Origin of the sequence: Plantibacter sp. RU18 (genome assembly GCF_050613355.1) — a bacterium.
Lineage (GTDB): Bacteria > Actinomycetota > Actinomycetes > Actinomycetales > Microbacteriaceae > Plantibacter.
Genome location: NZ_CP159618.1, coordinates 1,004,400 through 1,022,653, shown reverse-complemented (window position 1 = coordinate 1,022,653; position 18,254 = coordinate 1,004,400). Strand labels below are relative to the sequence as shown.

General features: G+C 66.0%; 20 protein-coding genes. 9 read left to right on the top strand and 11 right to left on the bottom strand.

Going from position 1 to position 18,254, the window contains the following annotated elements:
• The first annotated feature begins 97 nt into the window (after positions 1-97).
• The 7 genes from ABMA10_RS04945 to ABMA10_RS04915 all read left to right on the top strand — a co-directional run bounded on the left by ABMA10_RS04945 (position 98) and on the right by ABMA10_RS04915 (position 4,945).
• Positions 98-718, top strand: a complete 621-nt coding sequence (locus ABMA10_RS04945; RefSeq protein WP_347867613.1) for a TetR/AcrR family transcriptional regulator C-terminal domain-containing protein — start codon at positions 98-100, stop codon at positions 716-718.
• 388 nt (positions 719-1,106) lie between these two features.
• Entirely contained in the window at positions 1,107-1,724 is a 618-nt protein-coding gene (locus ABMA10_RS04940) for a hypothetical protein (protein WP_347867614.1), read from the top strand.
• Positions 1,725-2,568: 844 nt separating this feature from the next.
• Positions 2,569-2,895: a TraR/DksA family transcriptional regulator gene (locus tag ABMA10_RS04935; RefSeq protein ID WP_347867615.1), complete on the top strand. Its 327-nt coding sequence runs from the start codon at positions 2,569-2,571 to the stop codon at positions 2,893-2,895.
• Between the two features lie 14 nt (positions 2,896-2,909).
• The gene (locus tag ABMA10_RS04930) at positions 2,910-3,407 is read left to right on the top strand and encodes a hypothetical protein (RefSeq protein ID WP_347867616.1); all 498 of its coding nucleotides are present in this window, start codon (positions 2,910-2,912) and stop codon (positions 3,405-3,407) included.
• Between the two features lie 106 nt (positions 3,408-3,513).
• A complete protein-coding gene (locus ABMA10_RS04925) occupies positions 3,514-3,762 on the top strand; it encodes a hypothetical protein (RefSeq protein ID WP_347867617.1) in 249 nt (82 codons plus the stop codon).
• A 74-nt stretch (positions 3,763-3,836) separates the two neighbouring features.
• Positions 3,837-4,094, top strand: a complete 258-nt coding sequence (locus tag ABMA10_RS04920; protein WP_347867618.1) for a hypothetical protein — start codon at positions 3,837-3,839, stop codon at positions 4,092-4,094.
• Between the two features lie 161 nt (positions 4,095-4,255).
• Positions 4,256-4,945: an SOS response-associated peptidase gene (locus tag ABMA10_RS04915; protein WP_347867619.1), complete on the top strand. Its 690-nt coding sequence runs from the start codon at positions 4,256-4,258 to the stop codon at positions 4,943-4,945.
• Positions 4,946-5,054: 109 nt separating this feature from the next.
• On the opposite strand, the gene ABMA10_RS04910 is transcribed toward ABMA10_RS04915, so the two are convergent.
• Positions 5,055-5,270, bottom strand: a complete 216-nt coding sequence (locus ABMA10_RS04910; RefSeq protein ID WP_347867620.1) for a histone-like nucleoid-structuring protein Lsr2 — start codon at positions 5,268-5,270, stop codon at positions 5,055-5,057.
• A 160-nt stretch (positions 5,271-5,430) separates the two neighbouring features.
• On the opposite strand from ABMA10_RS04910, the gene ABMA10_RS04905 reads away from it, so the two are divergent.
• Positions 5,431-5,643, top strand: coding sequence for a hypothetical protein (locus ABMA10_RS04905; RefSeq protein ID WP_347867621.1), 213 nt, complete (start codon positions 5,431-5,433; stop codon positions 5,641-5,643).
• A gap of 29 nt (positions 5,644-5,672) precedes the next feature.
• On the opposite strand, the gene ABMA10_RS04900 is transcribed toward ABMA10_RS04905, so the two are convergent.
• The 9 genes from ABMA10_RS04900 to ABMA10_RS04860 form a co-directional block, all read right to left on the bottom strand.
• On the bottom strand, positions 5,673-7,118 hold the full coding sequence (locus ABMA10_RS04900; RefSeq protein ID WP_347867622.1) for a sensor histidine kinase: 1,446 nt from the start codon (positions 7,116-7,118) through the stop codon (positions 5,673-5,675).
• On the bottom strand, positions 7,115-7,792 hold the full coding sequence (locus tag ABMA10_RS04895; RefSeq protein WP_347867623.1) for a response regulator transcription factor: 678 nt from the start codon (positions 7,790-7,792) through the stop codon (positions 7,115-7,117). Before ABMA10_RS04895 ends, ABMA10_RS04900 begins: the two co-directional genes overlap by 4 nt.
• Before the next feature lie 108 nt (positions 7,793-7,900).
• Complete coding sequence (locus tag ABMA10_RS04890; RefSeq protein ID WP_347867624.1) at positions 7,901-9,826, bottom strand: glycoside hydrolase; 1,926 nt, start codon at positions 9,824-9,826, stop codon at positions 7,901-7,903.
• Between the two features lie 179 nt (positions 9,827-10,005).
• Complete coding sequence (locus ABMA10_RS04885; RefSeq protein ID WP_347867625.1) at positions 10,006-10,521, bottom strand: HAD family hydrolase; 516 nt, start codon at positions 10,519-10,521, stop codon at positions 10,006-10,008.
• Between the two features lie 65 nt (positions 10,522-10,586).
• Positions 10,587-11,240 (bottom strand): hypothetical protein, encoded by a 654-nt coding sequence (locus ABMA10_RS04880; RefSeq protein WP_347867626.1) that lies wholly within the window; start codon positions 11,238-11,240, stop codon positions 10,587-10,589.
• 101 nt (positions 11,241-11,341) lie between these two features.
• Positions 11,342-13,033, bottom strand: a complete 1,692-nt coding sequence (locus tag ABMA10_RS04875; protein WP_347867627.1) for a glycoside hydrolase family 13 protein — start codon at positions 13,031-13,033, stop codon at positions 11,342-11,344.
• 69 nt (positions 13,034-13,102) lie between these two features.
• A complete protein-coding gene (locus tag ABMA10_RS04870) occupies positions 13,103-13,996 on the bottom strand; it encodes a carbohydrate ABC transporter permease (RefSeq protein WP_347867628.1) in 894 nt (297 codons plus the stop codon).
• On the bottom strand, positions 13,996-14,907 hold the full coding sequence (locus tag ABMA10_RS04865; RefSeq protein ID WP_347867629.1) for a carbohydrate ABC transporter permease: 912 nt from the start codon (positions 14,905-14,907) through the stop codon (positions 13,996-13,998). The genes ABMA10_RS04870 and ABMA10_RS04865 overlap by 1 nt, the downstream gene beginning before the upstream one ends.
• Positions 14,904-16,202, bottom strand: a complete 1,299-nt coding sequence (locus ABMA10_RS04860; protein WP_347867630.1) for an extracellular solute-binding protein — start codon at positions 16,200-16,202, stop codon at positions 14,904-14,906. The genes ABMA10_RS04865 and ABMA10_RS04860 overlap by 4 nt, the downstream gene beginning before the upstream one ends.
• A 135-nt stretch (positions 16,203-16,337) precedes the next feature.
• Between ABMA10_RS04860 and ABMA10_RS04855 the strand changes: the two genes are divergently transcribed.
• Positions 16,338-17,534 carry an ROK family protein gene (locus ABMA10_RS04855; RefSeq protein WP_347867631.1) on the top strand — a complete coding sequence of 399 codons (1,197 nt, stop codon included), beginning with the start codon at positions 16,338-16,340 and terminating at the stop codon, positions 17,532-17,534.
• An 18-nt stretch (positions 17,535-17,552) separates the two neighbouring features.
• On the opposite strand, the gene ABMA10_RS04850 is transcribed toward ABMA10_RS04855, so the two are convergent.
• Positions 17,553-18,221: an HAD family hydrolase gene (locus tag ABMA10_RS04850; RefSeq protein WP_347867632.1), complete on the bottom strand. Its 669-nt coding sequence runs from the start codon at positions 18,219-18,221 to the stop codon at positions 17,553-17,555.
• Positions 18,222-18,254: the final 33 nt, after the last annotated feature.

Here is an 18,254-nt window from a genome sequence, read left to right as displayed (position 1 = left end):
GTTAACGAATGGTGTTCACTAGTATGCACGGAGACGAAGTCGCAGGGAAGACCCACCTTCGCGATGCGATCGCGTCCCGCTGAAAGGGAGGTGTTCCATGCCCAGGCCGTCTACCCCACTGCTGTCGACAGAGATCATCGGAGATGCAGGCCTCGCCTTGTCACGCGCCGGCGAGCCGTTCGGCGTCAACGCCATCGCTCGACGCCTCGGCGTCCGGCCCTCCTCGCTGTACAACCATGTGGGAGGCATGGACGGGATCATCGAGCTCATGCGGGCGCGCCTCCTCGTCGCCTACGATGTCGACTTGCCGAGGGACCACTGGGACGAATATGTCCTCACAATGCTGCGAGCCCAGCGTCAGATGTACGCGGATCATCCGAGACTGGTACCGCTGCTCGTCGGCACGACCACCAGCAGCCCGGCCGTCATCGCGGCATACGATGACCTGGCGACCGTGCTCGTCGACGGCGGTTTCCTCGAGGAGGAGGTCCTCTCGATCATCGCCGTCCTCGATGCGTTCGCGATCGGCTTCGGGCTCGACCTCGCCGCGCCCGACGACATCTGGCAGCCGCAGGAGGAGACGCGCACCATCGGACGCCTCATCGAGTCGAGCGAGCGGGGCAGGGAGCGGGCGGATCGCACGTTCGAGCTCGGCGTGAGTGTACTCATCGACTCACTCAGGGCGCGCTTAGCTGCACCGCCGGGGGACGTTGGTTGAGCCGTGACGGCTCGCTGTTCGCCGAGACCTGGACTCGAGCTGGGACAGCAGGAAGGACCGATTCGGGCGCATATCCGCAATGGGCCGCAGGCCACACAGCCGGAAGGACGCGAGATCCGTAATTTCGGCCATGTCGGATATGGGCACCGATTCGCGCCGCCGCAGCGCGCGGCAACACGGTCTCGCGTGGTTCGCGCCCAACACTTGACGCTTGGGCGGAAGGTGCTGAAATTTAACAAGCTTAGTGACGCACATGATCGTATTCTTGAGGGATGAGCGCGCGACAAGGTGACAGGTGAGCAATGAAGCTCTACCGACAAATCAGTCCTTCGAGGCCAGTCGAGCCAGTGGAAGCGTCGAGCCTGAATCGATCGCCGAGGAGAACATCATGTGGTCAGTGAAGACCCACAAGGTCGCCGCCTCCGCGGTAGCCGTCGGAGGCGTACTTCTCATCGTGGGGGCAGCAACCACCATCGGTGGAGTGGTGTCGTCAGCTTCGGCAGGTTCGTCTGCGCGTGAGCAGCTCTCGCTGCTCAACGCTCCACGCAACGCGCAGGACTCGCTGCCGCGCTCCATCCACACACAGAGCAAGGGAATCGGGGACGGCGGGCTGGCAACTGACTCGACACGCTTCCTCGGGGAAGATGAGAGCGCTCAGTACTGGACAGGCATCGACACGGCAGGGCACGTGTGCGTGATCGCGGAACTCAACATGAGCGGCGTGTGGAGCTCGGCCTGCACGAACGCGCACCAGTTCGCCAACACGGGGCTCGGACTGAGCGTCGATCGCCCTGACGAAGCCAACCCGGAGCACGCTGAGGCATACCTGCTTCCGGACGGTGTCGTCTTGGATGAGATTCCTCATGTGCTTGCCTACACTGCCGACAATCTCCTCACCGGAGACACCAGACTCCTGAGCGAGCGAGCAAGACGGGACGGTCTGACTTCCTCCACCAGCGACTTCGCCCTGCAACTGATACCCACCCTCGGAAACCCTGTCGAGTGAGCGTGGTCGTCGGGTGACACGCCTCGCCAGGGAAGGCCTCGTCTGAGCACGGCGGGGCTCCGAGCTGGATGCTCGAGGCCCCGCCTCACTCCCACGGTCTACAGACACTCAGTGTCACTTATCCAAGATTCTTCTTCCGGCGAGGCACGAGCCGGTACGCGATCTGGACGGCACGAACTTCCGGCCGCGGACACATCGTGTCGTGACGGATGCCGAGCCTCGTTGAGCCCGACATCCATCACCGACGAACATCTTTACTTTGCGGCTGCGCGGAACTGAATGCCGGCCTAGAGCGTTAGCCCGAATGCCCTCCGTCTATACCGCAGGAATCATCGGGATTTACGAGGTTTGATCAACGACGAGGCGGCGTTCTCCCGCTTCGCTTCGCGTTTCTCCATCAACGTCCGCTTCGGTTCTTTTTTCGTGTTTCCGCCACGAGGCGTCTTTCCAGACATGTTTCACGCTTCCCTTCGTCAGCTGGCGTGGTTCCGATGACCATAGCCGATCGCGGACAGGAATGCACTTTGCTGCTGACCAGGAAAAAACGCGAGCTGTCCACGGTCAAAGCCCCAGGCCTCGACTCGACTTGCCTTTCTCAGATACCCCGCTATGGTGATGGCTATGACCACCTTGAGAGCACCCCTCGTATCATGCGAGCTGGACGCGAACGCTCACGCGAACCGCGTCCGCGGGGTGCTTCCACCTCGGCGCTATAGTGCCGCACACGCGCGTGGGATCCATGCGCCCACAGACGCTCCGCCTGGCTGAATCCGCTTCATCAGAGCAGATAAGGGCGCGTCGCAATTCATGCGGTGCGTCTTTTCACTTCGCCCTAGGAGCCATTATGAGTATTCACGCCAATCTCGCACCCGCGCACCCTGAGTTGTCGCATTTCGCTCAATCTCTGCATGAACAACTGCAGGTACGAAAAGAAATCGTCGAAGACCTCGCCCCGCGCGCGGCACCGCATATCGACCCCATTGCGTGGGCGACGTTCGAATCCAACCGGATCGTGATCACCGAGATTCGCGCGGCGCTGGAGCGCCTTGACAATGGAACGTACGGCGTCTGCGCCCACTGCGGGCAGCAGATTCCGCCCGCGCGACTCGAAGTCGTGCCGTACGCATCCGCCTGCGTGAGCTGTCAAGAACGCACCACACGCTCCTCCTAGCGAGAAGGTCGTTCGTGTCGCAGCAACCGTTCATCACACTGCTCGGTGACGAAATCGACTCCCTGGACACGCTCCGCGAACACCCCGCAGTGATGCGAGCTACGGACAACCGCTCGGACTGTCGAGCGATCGTCATCGGGATGAACCACGACGCTGCGCACCCCGGCCTGGAGATGCTGGAGTCGATGTGCGCGGCACTCAGCCACGACTTCAACAACCTGCGCCATCTGGTCATCGTCATCGACGAGCGCCCGCACACCCCCGCAGATACCCTCTGGCGACACAGCGATACGGCCGCGCAGAACATTCAGGCCTACTTCGAGCAAACGCTGGGAAGCTACCTCGTCGTCACCGTTCTCCTCGTCGGAACATGCAACCGTGCACAGCTCCTCGCGCAACAGATCCTGAACCGTGTCCGACACTCCCAGGTCGTCAATCCCGCAACCGTGTTGTTTTGGAACGAGATCGGGAACCACACCATCAACGCGGCCAGCACCGACGGATACATCTGAGCGATCGTGCTGAGACGTGAGCTATACAGCCGACCGTCGCTGAGCACATCCGCTCGAGCAAATCAACATCGTTCGTCGAGAGAAACGGTGAACTACCGTGCCTGATATGAGTGCACACGATGAGGACGCCGTGAGTGACGATGAACAGGCTCGCAAAGACCGGAGCTACAGCCCGGCGAGCGAACGCGAGACCGAGGCCAAACAAGCCGACTCCCAACCCACCGTGCGCGACCCGGACATCAGGTCCGGTGCGATCAGCGTCGCACCGGGGACGGGCGGCCCCGACGACTCGGGCGACGTCGACGTCGACCCCGGCGAGTTGCATCTCCCGAGCGACCCCGACTCCGCCCACTGACAACGCTGTACCCGTCGACCAACCCGGTGCGTGCATACCGCTGCCACCCGCCAACACCCACGAAAGGGATCGCCATGGACATCGGCCCGCTGGGGACATACCGCCTCCCCGCAATCATCCAGGACACCTACGACGTGACGACCGCACAAGAACTCGCCGATCGGCTCGGCGTCGCGCAGCAGCCCACCGTAGAACTCGGCAGAACCGCGGACGCGGCCTACCAAGCGCTCCGTCGTGGCGACAACGGGCCGGCGCGAGCGCTGCTCATCGAGCAGCTCGGCGTCGCTGAGGAGACTGCGGACGCGGCCCTCGCCAAGCTGCCGCGAATGTAACCAGGGGCTCTTCGCTGCAATCGTCTGGCCGCATGCACTTCGTGGCGCGTGCGCACGATTCGCGCTACCCCGCCGGAGCGATGCAGAGCCGGTGTCATCCAACGACCGAAAACCGTCGCGCGGAGATCACGTACATCAGTGCTGCGTCTTGCGCTGAGCGCATGTGCGGTCGCTACGTCGTCACCGATTCCACCTCCACCCTCCTCGCGGACCTGGTGTCCGAGTTTGAGCCGCCGCTGCCCGACTACAACGTCGCCCCGACGACCGACGTGACCGTCGTGCGCACCAGGCACGACGAACGCGCCGCGACACACGCCCGCTGGGGTTTCGTTCCCGCTTGGGCAAAGGACTTCGTCAAACAACGCCCGCAGCCCATCAACGCGCGGATCGAGACTGTAGCCACGTCGTCCATGTTCCGGAAGTCATTCGCGACCGCGCGCTGCATCGTGCCTGCGAGCGGGTATTACGAATGGGTCGTCACCGAGACAGGGAAACAACCGCACTTCATCCACGATCCCGAGTCAGAGCTCGCCATGGCCGGCATCATCAGCGCCTGGCCCGACCCCACCAAGCCTGAGGACGACCCCGACAAATGGCACCTCTCCATGGCGATCATCACCCGCGACGCGCACGTCTCCCCCGGCGAGGTCCACGACCGTATGCCCGCCTGCCTCACGCCCGACGGCTACGACGACTGGCTCGGCGGGCACCTGGATACGGACCAACTCCTCGAGCTCCTCGATCGCGAATCGTTCGCCGTCGCACACGACCTCACACACTACGAAGTCACCCGCGACGTCAACAACGTCCGCAACACCGGCCCACACCTGATAGAGCCGCTGCGCGCATGAGCGGTCCGGTTGCCGCCTGCTCGCGCTCGCGCTACTCCGCGTGCGGGGCCGCGAAACACGTCGCGCGACCGCCCGCCGCACGGGGACGTCGAGAGCTGAGCTGACGGGCTCAGCCGCGGCGGCTGCGTGTGCCGAGCGGGACAACCTTGCGCCCGGCCTCGACGAACGGCCGAAGCGCCGCTCGGAGCGTTTCGGCGTGTTCGTCCGTCAGATCGATCTCGTAGTTGTGGCCGTCGATGCCGAAGCGGACGGTGTCGCCGGAGGTCAGGTCGATGGGCGTTCCATCGAGATCGTCGACGAGGGTCACCACACTGCGTTTTGCCATAGGTACATGTTGCCAGCTGTGTTGCGGACGGCCGCACCCGCCGCTCCTGACACCTGCCGACGGCGCTCGGTCGCATTCCTCTGGGAATCGCAGACGCTCTCGTAACACTCAGAAGCGCACGCTGGATGTACTCCGATGGACAACGAGAACGGACCGGATCATGCGCACCAGCAAACCCCGCCATGCCCGCACAGGCACCCGCCGCAGCACCACGCCCGCTCGCGAGCGTTTCGTGCGTCGCACGCCGACCTCTGCGCACGCTGCACTCGATGACCCGTATCTGGAGTTCGTGCTGTGGCAGGCCGCCGGACGACCGGCGCTTGCACCGTTGACGATCACCACCGGCGCGCGCACCGACCAGAACGACGCGTAGCCGCCGTCGTCCTGGGCCAGATGAGCCTCCTAGGTTCCCGAGACGTGGCCTTCGACGACTGACGTGCTGTCGACCACGGCCCGGGGGAGAACGATCGTCACGATCGTCCCGCCGGACGCCCTCGGCTCCAGCCCGATCGTCCCGCCGGCCTGAGCGGTGATCTGCTCTGCGATCGCCAAGCCCAGCCCCGAACCGGTTGTGCTCCTGACCTCGGCCGCCCGGTAGAACCGATCGAACACCCGGTGGACGTCAGACACCGCGACCCCTGAGCCGCTGTCTGCGACCGTGATACGGATGAGCGGTCCGTCCGCCTGGAGCCGCAAGACGACCTCGGGGCGATGATCGACGTGCGGGGGTGTGTACTTGCCAGCGTTGTCGAGGACGACGCCCAGCAGTCGCGCCGCACGACTCGCCTCGAGCGGAATCAGCATGCCCGGAGTCCCGCCGGTGACCGTGTACTCGACGTGTGGCCAGTGACGTTGCGCGTCCGCAGCCGCTTGCTCTGCGATGCCCACCAGCTCGGCCCGTGCCAGCGCAGCATCGGCGTCGGCATCGAGGAAGGCGAGGTCGATGAGATCCTCGATCGTCGCTTGCATGCTGTCGAGTTCCGAGCTGATGGCAGACTGCAGGACGGCCGTCGTCTCATCGTCGAACGTCCGGTCGCTGAACAGCAGGGAGGTGTTCGTACGCAGCGTCGTGAGCGGGGTACGGAGCTCGTGCGACGCGTCGGCTACGAACGAGCGCTGCGAGTCGAGCGCATGGGCAAGCCTGCCGAGCATGCCGTTGAACGAGCGCGCCAGGCCGCCGAGCTCATCGGTCCGATGCGCATCGACCTCGACGTGCGGGTCCGCCGTCTGCGCCACATCCTCCATCGTGGTGATCAGCTCGCGGATCGGGCGCACTCCCGCGCGCCCCGCGAGGTACCCGATGCCCGCGGCAGCGAGGCAACTCACCACGCTCGCGATCGCGAGAGCATGCACGGTGCGTTCGAACGTGACGGCCATCGCCGTGACTGGCACGCCCACGAGCAGGGCCCGGTGGTCGTCCACGGGGAGTGCGACGACACGCACCTGCGGTGACACCGCGGTCGAGGTGTAGATCGCTTCGGAACGACGCCCCTCGGCCACGGCGAGCGCTTCCGGAGTGATGGCGAGCGGCCCGCCGGAAGCGCTCTCGACCGCGTCCCCCGAATCGATGACCCGAGAGCAGGCGGGTTCGACCACCCACTGGCACTCTCCACCGGTGAACTCCGCCGGATCGACACCGGACGCGAGCGACCGTTGCAACTGCACTGCCTCACGTTCGAGCGCGGTGTCCTGTCCGGTCGCGAGCTGGTAGCCGACGACGCCAAGCACGACCGTCGAGATGAGGATCGCCGCCAGCGCGACCGAGCCCGCGACGATCGCGGTGATGCGGAACCGAATCGACCGGAACGACGCCCGTGTGAGCGACAGCCTGCGTCCGGCGCCCGTCACGGTCGGAACCGATAGCCGAGTCCGCGGACCGTTTCGATGTGTCGGGTGCCGGCGGAGATCGACGCCAGTTTCCTTCGGAGGCTGCTGACGCAGACGTCGAGGGAGTTCGAGTTCGGCTGTTCCTCGCCCCAGACGGCGCGCGTCAGCTCGTTCCGGGAGTAGACCCGGTCCGGTTCACCCATCAGCGATGAGGCCACGAGGGTCTCCTGGCGGGTCAGCTGGACGCCGTCGTCCTGTCTCGCCACCCAGCGATCGGAGACGCGCAGGACGAACTCGCCACCCATGATGGTGGAGGGGCTCTCCGACCGCGCGCGTCGGGCGAGGGCGCGGACGCGCGCGAGGAGCTCGTCGAGGTCGAAGGGTTTCACGAGGTAGTCGTCGGCGCCGACGTCGAGGCCATGCACGAGGTCCCTGGAGGTCGAGCGGGCGGTGACGACAAGGATCGGGACGAGGTCGCCTGCGGTTCGCAATGCGCGGGTCACGGCAAGGCCATCAAGACCGGGGAGGCCGATGTCGAGCAGCACGACCGCTGGATCCACCTCGGTGATCGCCGTGAGCGCCCCGATGCCGTCGGCCGCGACGGTCACGTCATACCCCTCGTACTCCAGCGCTGCTCGGAGCCCTGTGGCGACGTTCACGTCGTCATCCACCACGAGTATTCGTTCCGAGGGCATGGTCCTCCTCTCCGCATTCCGTCCTGGGCATGATCGCACAACGGTCTGAACCGTCCGTCGTCGCGTGGTCGGGAGTGCGGGGCGATCCCTCGCCCCGCACTCGTCGGATCACGGGCAGTAGCTCGTGTCCGCGCCACCGATCGTCGCAACAGCGCACCCGGCGGGGACGCCGGCCCGTTCAGCGTCGCCGAAGTTCACGGTCACGATGAGCTGGTCGTCACCGAACACGGTGCGTTGGACGTCGTCCTCGACCCGCTCGAACGACGTCATCGGCGAGGTGCCGGCCGCCTGCTGCAGGATCTCGAAGAACTGTTGCATCTTGGCGAGGTCCGCACCGTGCTCGTCGAGGACCCGATCGTCGAGCGCGATGACGGCGGGCGTGTTGTAGAGCATGTTCGTCAGCGTGCGGTCGCGCGTCTGCTCCGGGAACTTGTACAGTCCCATCTCCCACCGGTCGGTGGAGATCACCGAGTCATGCAGCACCGTCTCGTAGAGCGGGATGCGGTAGGCGGGGTCGAACATCGCTTTCGCGAGCTCGGCCGGCAGCTTGGTGTCCTTGAAGAAGAACGCGGGACGCTCTTCCGGCCACCACCCACCCCATTCCTTCTCCTTCTGGAACGCCCAGATGCCATCGGCGATGGGCGTGCTGGAACCATGCGAGTAGCTGACGGCCGGGTTCGCCCACGCGGCGACCGTCTCGGACCCGAGCACGAGCGGCTTCCCGTCCGAGAACACGCCCGACGCCAGCGCCTGCATGCGGGCGAGCCGTCGAGCCCGGTCCTCGGCTTCAGTCTGCGGGTGGAGCGGCGAGTAGTCGCGGAACAGTTGTCCGACGGCATCGACATCGAGGAAGTAGCTCGTGGCACCGTTCTTCACGAAGTCCTGGACGCGCTTCGTCACCGCACCGAGTTCCTCCTCGGCCGCGTCGAGTGCCGCGGTGCTGACATAGCACCCGCGACCCCCGAAGCCGGTCACCGGATTACCGTCCTTGTCGATCACGCATCCGTTCGGCCAGACGTCGCCCGGCCAGATCGATGCCTCGGTGTCGGCGTCTGCGGGGTCCTGCGCGTTGTCCCACGTGTCGTATGGGCCGACCAGATATCCGGCCTGCGCGGCCGCTTCGACGGCCGCAGCGCTCATCGGGTCTCCGTTCGCGTCGTAGCCCAACCAGGCGTGTTCGATGCCGAGCTCCTGCAATCGGGTGACGATTGCCGGGTCGCGTCCATCGCCCCAGGTGTAGCCGTGGAAGGCACCGATCAGTTGCTTCGTGTTCGGATTCGCAGCGATCTTGTCATCAAGCGAGACGAAGCCACCGCTCGACTGCAGATACCTGCGGTAGTCCTGGGCTGCGGCGACCGGGTTCCCGTTGGTTGGGGCAAAGGAGACCCCGAAGGTCCCGGTCGCGCGGTCTTCCGAGAACGTGTGCTCGGCGTACGCCTGCAGTCGCGCATCCTCGGCTCGGAAGTCGAGCGTCGTCCCGATGTCGTCGCGGACGATGTAGCTGACCCCGCGGTCCTCGAACGTCGCCCCCCAGAACGGCATCGTCAGCCCGCCGGCGAAGTCCCAACTCGCGCCATCGAGACCGGCTTCCTCCGACAGCCAGAAGTCGTCGGTGACCGGAACGGAGAGCCCTTCGCCGTTCGGGAACTCGACCGACCGGACATCCGGTGCGGCGGTGACCGGCCATGAGACTTCCCGGTCCGAGCCGGAGACGAGCTCCACGGTCAGGCGCCCCTGCTCCTCCGACGCCACGACGGTGAGGTCAGACGATTCGAAGCCCCAGGTGACCGATGACAGCGTCACCGTGGGTTCGCTGGGGGCACCCAGCGCTGTGAGGCTCGGCTCGGACCACGTGTCGACACCCTGGCCGCCGTGGTACTCGACGAGCAGCGTGGCCGGGTCGATACTTGCGGTACCGCCTTGGACGGGGATGAGGACGCGTCCGTCGGCGAAGCCGGGGATCGACGCGGCCATGGCCGGTGAGGCGCAACCGCTCGCGACGATCGCGAAGGCGACCGCTCCACCCACGAACATGCGCCGACGGTTTCTCAATCGATGTGTTCTGATCATGCCAACACCCTGCCCGCCGATGATGAAGCGAACATGAAGCACCCGCTCTGCGACCGGCGGCCGGGCCTACGGCAGTCTGGTTGGCATGTGCACTTCTGCTCGCCACTCGTTCGAGGGCGAGAGATCGGTGGTCAGCAGTGCGGTCACGCCGTGCTCTCCACCAGCTTCGACGCAGAGTCATCTGTGAAGAACACCTCCTCCGCGGCCACCGCGAGGGCACGAAGCACGTGCTGGAATGCGCGGACATCGGGCTTCACGAATCCGATATCGGCCGAGTTGAAGACCGCATCGAACCTGCCGCCGATACCCATCGCGGCGATCTCAGCACGGATGGTGTCTGTCCCATTGGTGAGGACGGCCGTCCTCAGCCCCAAGCTGCGAACCTCGTCGGACAGCTCCAGTAGAGCATCATCGACGATCGCCGGCTGAACGCCCCATTCCTCCGCGGCCGATGCACTGCCAGCCGTCTCGCCGACCTGGCGTACCCATTCAGCCCGGCTGATCCGACCGGTGGTGACGTCACCGATCAGCGGTTCTGCGAAAGCGATGCCTTCGATCGTTCCCGCTGCAAGACCGTGGCGCTGCTCGACATCGGCGACGTGGCGCGGGTCGAAGTGTCGGACGACACCGTCCAGGTCGAAGAGCACCACGCGGATCATCCGACTATCGTCTCGCACTGAGCAGTCCTCGCTCAACCAGCACCCCGGCTCACGTCGCGCGGTCGCTAGTCCTTGATGAGGAGGATCGGGTCACCGTCGTAGTCGCTGAACGGGTTCGGGTCGGTGAATCCACCGTCGTACATCAGGCCGGCAGGAGCGTTGCCACCGGCTGGAGCGGCGGCGACATAGCACTGCGTGATCGGGGCGCCATCGTCGAACTCCTTCGAGAACGACTCCGAACCGCACTCGTCCCAGCCGATCAGCGTCACCTCCTGCACCTTGGTGCCCTTGGCGTCCACCGGAGCGAACGACGTGGAGTCGGAGTTGAAGGCGATCGGGTCACCGGAGACCTTCGTCATCTCGAGGCGGATGAGGGTCACGTCGAAACCGGCGAGCTCGCCGTCGTCGAACTGGCTGTTCAGGAACGCGACCTGGTCCGCGGTCGCCGGGGTCACTTCGGTGAGCTTGGCGCTGACCAGGGCCGTGACGTCGTCGGTGCCCTGCGATTCGTAAACGATGGCCTCCCCGAGACCGACCCTGGTGCCCGGCTCCGTGCCCTCGCCGCTCGCCGACGCGGACTTCGTCGGCTCCGAGGTCGCGGTCGCCGACGGCTTCTTCGTCGCCTCGGGTTCGGGCGCTGCAGGCGTCATACACCCGGCCAGGGCCAGGATGGCGACGACCGGCAGGGTGGTCAGGGTGGCGACTCGGGACAGCTTCATGGGGTTCCTCTCGGTGGCGAACGGCGGCCCGACCAGTGTGGATGGGCGGCCCGTTCTCCGCGATGGGGACAACTACCCAACACTTGTCGAGCACGCCGCGGTCAACTCAACCCGCCGCCGATCAGACCGTTCGGCGCGATCCACACCGTCGACTCCCCCGGAACCGCACCGTCCTCCACGGTGCCGAGCACCACGCGATCGACCTCAGCATCCAGCGGGACGGGTTCGGTGCCGAAGTTCGCCACGACCTGCCAACCATTCGGCCGCTCGAACCGAAGCACGTCGTCCCGTCCCGTCTCGATCCAGTCGAGGCGTTCCTCGGTCTGCAGGAGACGCCGCAGCCCAAGCGCCTCACGGTACAACGACAGCGTCGACCCGGCATCCACGCCCTCGACATCGACTGCGTACTCGGCGAACCAGGCCGGCTGCGGCAGATGCGCGACCGCATCGCCGAAGCCGAACGATGCGCCGCTCGCCGCCCATGGCAGCGGAACGCGACACCCGTCGCGCCCCAGGCCGTCGAACTCGGCACCGCGGAAGAATGCCGGATCCTGGCGCTGCTCCGGGGTGATCCGGGCGACCTCTTGCAGGCCGAGCTCCTCCCCCTGATAGAGGTAGGTGCTGCCCGGGAGGGCGAGGAGGAGGAGCGTCGCGGCCTTCGCCCGCCGCAGGCCTCGCTCGCGGTCGATTCCGGCGTCCGGCCCACCCGCGGCCACCCACTCGGTGCCCTGCTTCACTGCACGTCCGGCCAGAGCCGGCAACCCGTACCGCGTGGCATGACGCGTCACGTCGTGGTTCGACAGCACCCACGTCGTGGACGATCCTGTGGCCTGCGCCTGGCCGAGATTGTCCGCGATGATCACACGGAACGCCTGGGCGTCGAAGTCGGCCTCGAGCAGGTCGAAGTTGAACGCCTGACCGAGCCCCTCCGCCGAGGCGTACTTCGCCCGGCGTTCCGGCGTGCTCACCCACGCCTCGGCGACGGCGGTGCGCGGCGGGTCGTACTCGTCGAACACCCGCCGCCACTCGACGTAGACCTCGTGCACGTCGTCGCGGTCGATCAGCGGGTGGTTGCCGTCCTGCGGGATCAGGTCGAGCTCCGCACGGCTCGGCAACGGCTCGGTGAGGTCTTTCGTCAGCATGTGCGCGACGTCGATCCGGAAGCCGTCCACACCTCGATCGGACCAGAACCGCAGGGTCCGGAGGAAGTCCTCGCGCACCTCTCGATGATCCCAGTTGAGGTCCGGCTGCTCGGTCGCGAAGTTGTGGAAGTACCACTGGCCGTCCTCGACTCGTTCCCAGGCAGGCCCGCCGAAGACCGACACCCAGTCGCTCGGCGGCTCCTCCCCCGCCTCACCCGTGCCGTCGCGGAAGATGTACCGCTCCCGCGCCGCGGAACCGCGGCCGGCCGCCAGCGCCTCCTGGAACCACTCGTGCAGATCCGACGTGTGGTTCGGGACGATGTCGACGATGACTCGGATGCCCCGCTCGTGCAGGGCGGCGATCAGCTCGTCGAAATCGTCCAGGGTGCCGAGCCGAGAATCGACATCCCGGTAGTCCGCGACGTCGTACCCGCCGTCGGCGAGCGCTGACGGGTAGAACGGGCTGAGCCAGATCGCGTCGATGCTGAGGGACGCGAGGTAGTCGACGCGGGACAGGATGCCCGGCAGGTCCCCGAGTCCATCGCTGTCGGCATCGGCGAAGCTCCGCGGGTAGATCTGGTAGACGGCCGCCTGGCGCCACCAGCTGGCGGCGGCCGTCTGCTGGGCGTGCAGGAGAAGTGCATCGGTCATGACGTGGTGGTTCCTCGGTCTCTCAGGCGGTCGTGGGTCTGCGGTGATGGGCCGCCGCGGGTGCCGGGATCATCCCTTGACCGCGCCCTGGGTGACGCCCGACATCACCCAACGCTGCGCGAACAGGTAAGCGATGATCGCGGGCGCCATCGCCATCAGGTACGACGCGAAGGCGACGTTGTAGTTGCTGCTGAACTGCGTCTGGAACAGGTTCTGCCGCACCGGGAGCGTCTGCAGGCTCGCGTCCGAGATGATCAGCGACGGCATCATGAAGTCGTTCCAGGCGTAGAGGAACGCGAAGATGCCGACCGTCGCGCTCATCGGGGCCAGGAGCGGGAAAATGATCGTCCAGAACGTCTGCCAGGTGCTCGCGCCGTCGATGCGTGCGCTCTCCTCGAGTTCGATCGGGATCGACCTCAGGAACGCCGTGAACAACAGCACGCTGAAGCTCAGTTGGAACATGGTGGCGAGGATGATCACCCCGAACGGGTTGTCGAGTCCGACGCGGCCGGTCAGCTGGATCTGCGGCAGCGCCACCACCGGGAACGGGATGAACATGGCTGCGAGCAGGTAGAAGAACGAGAAGCGGAACAGACGGCGATCCCAGTTACGCACGATCGCGTAGGCGGCGAAGGACGCCAGCACGATCGTCGCGACGACCGTTCCGGCCGTGACGAGCAGCGACATCGCGAAGCCCACGGGGAACTTGGTGAGCGTCCAGGCCTGGACGAATCCGTCGATGCTGAAGGGAGCCGGCAGCGAGAAGGCGTTGCCGTCGACCGACTGCGTGTCGGTCTTGAACGCCATCGAGATGGTCACGTAGAGCGGCAGCAGGACGGTCACTGCGCAGAGCAACAGGATGATCGTCGTCGACCAGCTCACCCGCTCCCCGCGGGTGCGCTCCTTCGTGCTGGCGTTCGCCGTGGTGATGGACTGGGTGCTGAGTACGGTTGGCGTAGCCATCAGAGTGCGTTCCTTCCGCGCGTCGCCGAGAGTTGCAGGAGGGCGATGATGATCGTGATGATGAAGAACAGGGTCGCCGTGGCCATCTGGTAGGCGTAGTCGCCGGTCTGGAACCCGCGGATGATCGTCATCGAGATGCTCCGCGTGGACGTGCCCGGGCCGCCGTTGGTCAGGCCGATGATGATGTCGTAGGCGTTCAGGTAGTTCTTGAAGCCGAGGATCACGTTGATCACGACGTATCCCATCACCAGCGGCAAGGTGATGCGCAGCAACTGTTGCCGCTTGTTCGCGCCGTCGAGGGAAGCCGCCTCGTACACGTCGCCGGGCACCGCGAGCAGACCCGCGATGTAGATGAGCAGCGTGCCGGGGATCGACTGCCAAGCCGTCACGATCACGATGCCGAGCCAGGCGAGGTCAGGGTTCGAGAGGATGCTCGTCTCGAGGAACGGGATCCCGAGCGCCGCACCGGCAGAGGGCACCGAGTTCATGAAGAGGAACTGGAACACGTAGGCGATGATGATGCCCGAGATGACCATCGGGATGACGAAGATCCCGCGGAGGCCCATCTTGAAGCGGATCCTCGCGGTCAGGCCGACCGCGAGCAGGAACGCGATGACGTTCACGGCGATCACCGTCACGAGCGAGAACCCGAAGGTGAAGAGGAAGCTGGAGAGGATGGATGGATCGCTGAACGCGGCGATGTAGTTCGTGAAGCCGATGAACGTGTAGTCGCTGATCCCGATCGAGTCGGTGAAGCTGAAGACGATGCCGACGACTCCGGGCACCGTGATCGCGAGTGTGAAGAGGATGACGGCGGGGAGGAGGAAGAGGTAGTAGATCGGTTCGACCCGCTTCCGGCTGCGCCGGACCTTCGGGTTCCCTCCGGTCACGATCGATGTGGTGGCGCTCATTCGGAACCCTCCTTCTTCGACACGGGCGGCTGGCGGAACGCGAGTCTTGCCCAGTCCGCGTCCATGGTGCTGAGCATCGACGCTGCATTGGTGCCGAGGACCAGCGATTGCGCGTAGTTCTCGGTCGGGATGGCGCGCGGATTCAGCACGCCGGGGCCCTGGTAGAACGCACCGGAGTCGTAGTAGTCGATCATGCCTGCGACGCGCGGGTCGTCCGGGGCCTTGCCGTCGTCCGTCGGGACGAATCCGAGCTGCGACTCGTTGTAGGCCTGGATGATCTCCGGCTGGAACAGGTACTCGAGGAAGTCACGCGCTCCCTTCTTGTTCTTCGCGTCCTCGGGGATGATGGTGACGAGGTCGAGGTTCACGCGGACCTTGAGGTCCTTCGGGTCCTCGGTCATCCGCAGCGGGAACGTACCGAGGTCGAGATCGGGTGCGGTGAGCTCGATCTGGCTGAACGCCCACGGCCCCTGCAGGTACATGGCGCCCTTGCCCTCGGCGAATCCGACGTTGCCGGCGTCGTAGGTGCGACTCGGCGCATCGGCCTGGGTGTACTCCTTCGCCAGCAGCTGCATCTTCTCGACGGGTTCGAGGAAGTCCTTCTCGAAGGAGACCGGAGCATCCGGCCCCACCTCGGTTCCCTCCTCTGCCAGCGCGTCGTAGAACTCCGGGATGTCGACGGCGCCGCCGACCGAGTAGTCGAACCAGCCCTGGTTGGCTGTCCAGGCGTCGGCGAACGTCGCGTAGAACGGCGCGACTCCCGCTGCTTTCAGCGTGTCGGAGACGGCGATGAGTTCGCTCCACGTCGTCGGCACCTCGAGGCCGTACTGGGCGAAGATCGTCTTGTTGTAGATGACGGAGGCCGCCATCACCGAGTACGGCAGCGCGCTCGTGCGTCCGGCGCAGACGCCGTACTGGTCGAGCAGCGGCTGGAGGTCGTCGCGGATGGACTTCGCTGCCGTGGTGTCGGACAGGTCGGAGAGCGCACACCGTTCCACAAAGCGCGACACCTCGTGGTTGTAGTTCGAGAGCATGAGGTCCGGCGGATTCCCACGCACGAAGCTCGCCGCGAGTGGTTCGGGGCCCGAGGTGTCCATCACGACCTCGTACTGCTGCTGCGAGGCGTTGTAGTCGGCGACCGCCTGGTTCATGAAGGTGAACGCCTCACGCTTGCTGAACGTGAAGTGGACGGTCTCCCTCCCATCGCTCGAGCAGGCCGCGAGTGCGCTCGCGACCAGGACGGCGCTCAGCACTCCAGCGGTGACGCGTAACGCGCGTTTCAGGGGGTTCGACATCATTGTCCTTCCGCGCGGAGCCCGATCGGATCCGCTGATTAAATTTAGCCGGTAAATCAACGCATGCGGACACTCTGCCATCAGAGCGCAGCGGGGTCAAGCGACGCTTCCGGATGGCCGTTATCCTTGTCGGTCATGGATCACTCGATTGCGGCGGGACCGGTGGAGCCGCGCTCGACGAACATCGCTGCCGTCCTGGACCACGCCTGGGCGACATCCGCATTCACCGCCGCCGACGTCATGGCGGCGACAGGCCTGTCCCGCGCGACCGCGATCGCACTCTGCGATGAGCTCATCGAGCTCGGCTGGCTCGCCGAGCTCGACGACGCACGGCAGGCGGGCGCCGAATACCGAAAGGGCCGCCCGGCCCGGCGGTATGCGCTTCGCCTCGAGGCCGGCATCGTCGTCGGCGTCGACGCTGGAGCCCACTCGATCACGACGATCGTCGCCGACCTGCGCGGACACGAGCTCGCGAGGTCGCACCGCACCGTGGACCCCGCAGCCGACGCCGAGGAACGCGTCGCCGCCGTCGACGCGGCGATCACGGAGGCCCTGGATCGATCCGACACGGCGAGACCGCTCTGCATCGTGATCGGTGTGCCCGCCCCGATCGACGCGCTGGGCCGGTCACCTGCGGGCAACGTGTTCTGGGACCGCATGAACCCGCGGCTCGGCGAGCGTATCCGCGACCACGGGTGCGTGGTGATCACCGACAACGACGCGAACCTCGCCGCTGTGGCCGAGGGCGCACACGGCGCGGGGGTCGGGGCGGACTCGTACATCACGGTGGTCACCGGCGAGCGGCTCGGCGCCGGCTACGTGGTAAATCGACGCCTCGTCCGCGGCCGGGGCCGAGCAGGAGAGCTCCACCTCCTCGACCTCGTCGACGGGGTCGGTTCGACACGAGGCATCGCCGCGGTCCTGCGCGACTGGGGCCGTGAGCACCGGGAGAGCGGCGGACTTCCGGAGAGCAGCCCGCTCAGCCGTCTGCCGGTCGAACAGGTGGACGCGCCGGCAGTCCTTGCCGCCGCCGACCAGGGTGATGCAGTGGCGCTCGACATGGTGCGGCGGATGGCGGACCGCGTCGCTCGGATGAGCGCCGTGCTCGGCGGGTTGCTGGACGTGGAACGCATCGTCTTCGCGGGCGGCATAGCCCCGTCGATCTCCCTGATGCTCGACATCGCATCAGAGCTCATCCCCGCCTACATGAGCGCGGAACCGCCCCTGCTCGTGGCGTCGACTCTCGGCGCCGACATGGTGGCGCAGGGGGCGATCGCCACAGCGATCGAGCATGTCCACCGCAACGCACTGCGGATCCAACCCTCGCGTTGAGAGGACGGCCGAGCCGAGTCACACCCGTTCGGCTGCGCTCGGTCTGAGATGACCGAGGACGTCGCCCAGGTCGCCGATGATCGCATGACGTCCATGCGACGGCGGGTCCTGGTGCCCGTTCCGGAATCGGATGAACCGCACGCACAGGGCGTCCGCGATCTCCTCGTCGTGGTTGGTGTCGCCGACCATGACGACGCGCCCTGGTGCATGGCCTGATGCCGCCAACCACGTGGCGACGACGTCCTCCTTCGACGCCGCGTACACGTCGGTGATGCCGCGGATCTGGGCGAAGTGATGACTCACGGCGTGGGGCGCCAATTGACGCTCGAGGGTGTCTTCAGGAGTGGCGGAGATGAGGACCTGCTCGACGTCGAGCGCGTCCACCGCCGCCAGCGTCGTGCGCGCATCGGAATGCAGCGACGCGGCGCCCACGCTGCCGGCGAACCGCGCGAGGTACTCGTCGGCCGCCGCCACGAACTCCGCCTCGTCGACTCCGAGCTGCGCGTAGAACGCTCGGATCGGGAACCCGAACACGCGCCGGTACGACCCGTTGTCCGGTATCTCGGCCAGGTCGCGCGTGCGAAGAACCGTGTTCATCGCTGCTCGCGCCACCTCGACGTCGTCCAGGAGCGTCCCGTTCCAGTCCCAGATCACTGCGTCGATCATGCCGAGTCCGATGTGCTTCACGACACCGAGTCTCACAGGACCGACAGACACTGG

Excerpts from the sequence above, each read along its gene's own strand:
- ABMA10_RS04945 (WP_347867613.1), top strand. The coding sequence starts at position 98 with ATGCCCAGGCCGTCTACCCCACTGCTGTCGACAGAGATCATCGGAGAT.
- ABMA10_RS04940 (WP_347867614.1), top strand. The coding sequence starts at position 1,107 with ATGTGGTCAGTGAAGACCCACAAGGTCGCCGCCTCCGCGGTAGCCGTC.
- ABMA10_RS04935 (WP_347867615.1), top strand. The coding sequence starts at position 2,569 with ATGAGTATTCACGCCAATCTCGCACCCGCGCACCCTGAGTTGTCGCAT.
- ABMA10_RS04925 (WP_347867617.1), top strand. The coding sequence starts at position 3,514 with ATGAGTGCACACGATGAGGACGCCGTGAGTGACGATGAACAGGCTCGC.
- ABMA10_RS04920 (WP_347867618.1), top strand. The coding sequence starts at position 3,837 with ATGGACATCGGCCCGCTGGGGACATACCGCCTCCCCGCAATCATCCAG.
- ABMA10_RS04915 (WP_347867619.1), top strand. The coding sequence starts at position 4,256 with ATGTGCGGTCGCTACGTCGTCACCGATTCCACCTCCACCCTCCTCGCG.
- ABMA10_RS04910 (WP_347867620.1), bottom strand. The coding sequence starts at position 5,270 with ATGGCAAAACGCAGTGTGGTGACCCTCGTCGACGATCTCGATGGAACG.
- ABMA10_RS04905 (WP_347867621.1), top strand. The coding sequence starts at position 5,431 with ATGCGCACCAGCAAACCCCGCCATGCCCGCACAGGCACCCGCCGCAGC.
- ABMA10_RS04895 (WP_347867623.1), bottom strand. The coding sequence starts at position 7,792 with ATGCCCTCGGAACGAATACTCGTGGTGGATGACGACGTGAACGTCGCC.
- ABMA10_RS04890 (WP_347867624.1), bottom strand. The coding sequence starts at position 9,826 with ATGTTCGTGGGTGGAGCGGTCGCCTTCGCGATCGTCGCGAGCGGTTGC.
- ABMA10_RS04885 (WP_347867625.1), bottom strand. The coding sequence starts at position 10,521 with ATGATCCGCGTGGTGCTCTTCGACCTGGACGGTGTCGTCCGACACTTC.
- ABMA10_RS04880 (WP_347867626.1), bottom strand. The coding sequence starts at position 11,240 with ATGAAGCTGTCCCGAGTCGCCACCCTGACCACCCTGCCGGTCGTCGCC.
- ABMA10_RS04875 (WP_347867627.1), bottom strand. The coding sequence starts at position 13,033 with ATGACCGATGCACTTCTCCTGCACGCCCAGCAGACGGCCGCCGCCAGC.
- ABMA10_RS04870 (WP_347867628.1), bottom strand. The coding sequence starts at position 13,996 with ATGGCTACGCCAACCGTACTCAGCACCCAGTCCATCACCACGGCGAAC.
- ABMA10_RS04865 (WP_347867629.1), bottom strand. The coding sequence starts at position 14,907 with ATGAGCGCCACCACATCGATCGTGACCGGAGGGAACCCGAAGGTCCGG.
- ABMA10_RS04860 (WP_347867630.1), bottom strand. The coding sequence starts at position 16,202 with ATGTCGAACCCCCTGAAACGCGCGTTACGCGTCACCGCTGGAGTGCTG.
- ABMA10_RS04855 (WP_347867631.1), top strand. The coding sequence starts at position 16,338 with ATGGATCACTCGATTGCGGCGGGACCGGTGGAGCCGCGCTCGACGAAC.